At 62.3% G+C, this 2,307-nt stretch carries 2 protein-coding genes; both read right to left on the bottom strand.

Annotated elements, in window-relative coordinates; all coding sequences use genetic code 11:
* Positions 1–2: 2 nt before the first annotated feature.
* Positions 3–692: a hypothetical protein gene (locus ENZ75_RS29140; RefSeq protein ID WP_024502593.1), complete on the bottom strand. Its 690-nt coding sequence runs from the start codon at positions 690–692 to the stop codon at positions 3–5.
* Between the two features lie 45 nt (positions 693–737).
* On the bottom strand, positions 738–2,141 hold the full coding sequence (locus ENZ75_RS29135; RefSeq protein ID WP_024502594.1) for an amino acid permease: 1,404 nt from the start codon (positions 2,139–2,141) through the stop codon (positions 738–740).
* Positions 2,142–2,307: the final 166 nt, after the last annotated feature.

Genomic DNA, 2,307 nt, shown 5'->3' with positions numbered 1-2,307 from the left:
GGTCATGCGGCCTGCCGTTCGCTTTTGTTGATCGCGTCGCGAAGCGCCGACACCGACATCAGCAGCCTTTCGATCAGCGCGGGATCGAGTGCGGCGTCGCCGAATTCGGCCTGCCGGAAAACGCCATAGCGCGCCCGCTCGGCTTCGGCCAGAAGCCAGACGATGCGTATACCCTTGGGCGTGATCAGCAGTTCCTTGGCGCGCCCTTCGGAAAAGATCTCGATATGGCTGGCGATCAGGCCTTGCGGAAAGCGCGCCGCCCTGCGGTCGGTGCGCAGCACCGACTCGGCGGGAAATCCCGGAGCCTTGGGCAGCGTATGCTCGAGATGATCGAAATTGGAGAAGGTCGTCGGCGAGCCCGGCCGCATCATCATGTCGAAGGTGGCTGGTACCGCGACCTCTTCGGTGATCGAAACACTGAGCCAGCGCGCCGGCAGTTTGCGCGTCGCCAGCGTATCGACGATGGTGCGCACCTGGACACGTTTGCTGTTCCAGGATCCTTCCCAGGTGATGACGCCGGCGGTGCCATCCGAAACATTGGCAGCATCGGCGATGATTGTGCGGATGCGGTCCTGCTCGACGGCGAGCGCCATCGATGCCCTGCTGCGGCTGGCACGCGCTTGCCAGGCAAGGTGGAGAACGACAACCAGGACAATGGCCCCGGCCAGCAGTGCTGATGTCAGATCGGACATTTTCTCATGCCAGGCCCGCCCGGGATCCGGACGGGCCTACTCCCATCAATAACCCTGCGGCTTTGGCCACGGCATGGTGAACTGGTCGCCGCGCCGCACGAATTTGTAACGGTAGAAGTGGAACCACAGCGAGATCAGGAAGTAGAAGGCGACCATGGCGATCAGCTGCGAGCCGAAGCCGAGGAAGATGGCGAAGAAGGTCACCACGCACAGGCAGAACAGCACCATGGCCGGGATCGGATGGAAGGGGTGGGTGTAGCCTCGGCGGATCGAGCCCAGCGGCCATTTCTTGCGGAACATGATGATGTTGATGCTCATGAACGTGTATTGCAGCACCCCCGACAGGATCGAAAAGGTGATCGCCTGGTTGAGGTCGGCGATGAAGGCGAAGGCCAGCGCGATCGGCAGCAGGAACAGGATCGAGCGATAGGGCGTGCGATATTTCGGATGCACGGCCGAGAACCATGTCGGCAGATAGCGGTCGCGGCCGAGCGAGAACCAGGCGCGCGCCGCATCGTTGATGCAGCCATTGGCCGACGCCAGCGCGGCGAGCAGCGTGGCGACGAACAACAGGTTCTCGAGCAGCGGGCTGCCGGTCAGCTTGCCGGCGTCCCACAGTGGATAGTAGGTGATGCCGAGATATTCCCAGGGCATCAGGGAGGCGCAGACATACCAGGTCATGGCCGCCGCGATCAAAAGCGTGATCATGCCGGCCATGGTGCCGTAAGGCAGCGAGCGGGCCGGGGAGCGCACTTCCTCGGCGGCCTGTGTGGTGCCTTCGATGCCGAGATAGTACCATATGCCGAACTGGAAGGCGGCGATGACGCCGATCCAGCCATAGGGAAGCGCATTGCCTGGGGTGACCAGTTCGTTCAGCTTCAGCACCGCGCCTTGCGTCCACGGGCTGACCGAAAAGAACAGGATGACGATCGAGATATAGGCGATCGCGGTGATGACGAAGTTGACGTTGAGCGTCATCAGCACGCCGCGATAGTTCAGCCACGCCAGCACGACGATGGTCGCGGCGATGAAGGAATTGTGGGTGAGCCCTTCGACGCCGGCCTTGGCGACGATGGTGTCGCCGAGCAGGATGGCGTCGGACACTTCGAGCATCGTGTAGGCAAAGACCAGGAACAGCGCGACGTTGAACGCCATCAGCGGTCCGACGATGTGCTTTGCCTGCGCATACTGGCCGCCAGCGGCGGCCACGGTCGATGTCACCTCGGAATCGATCATCGCGACCGAGGTGTAGAGCAATCCGACGACCCAGCAGACGATGAGCGCGGCCAGCGCGCCACCCTTGTCCGCCGAGAAATTCCAGCCGGTGAATTCGCCGACCAGGACGATGCCGACGCCGAGCGCCCAGACATGGGCCGGTCCGAGCACGCGCAGGAGTGAAACTCTGTCCCCTTGGACAGCCGGGGCAGCCGGTTCAAGTGCGATCGTCATTGTTCAATCCTCACTCAGATCCGGTGTTTTTCGGAAGTGGCTTCCAGTTCGCCTTCGCGCGACGAGGTCAGCACCTCTTCGGAGAAGGTCGTGTCGACCTTGAACCAGTCGTAAAGCATCCACAAAGCGAGCACGATCGAGATGCCCCAGCATGCGTAAGAGAGTG

Source organism: Mesorhizobium sp. M7A.F.Ca.CA.002.04.1.1, assembly GCF_004022805.1.
GTDB lineage: Bacteria > Pseudomonadota > Alphaproteobacteria > Rhizobiales > Rhizobiaceae > Mesorhizobium > Mesorhizobium ciceri.
This window is presented reverse-complemented; position numbering and strand designations above follow the sequence as displayed.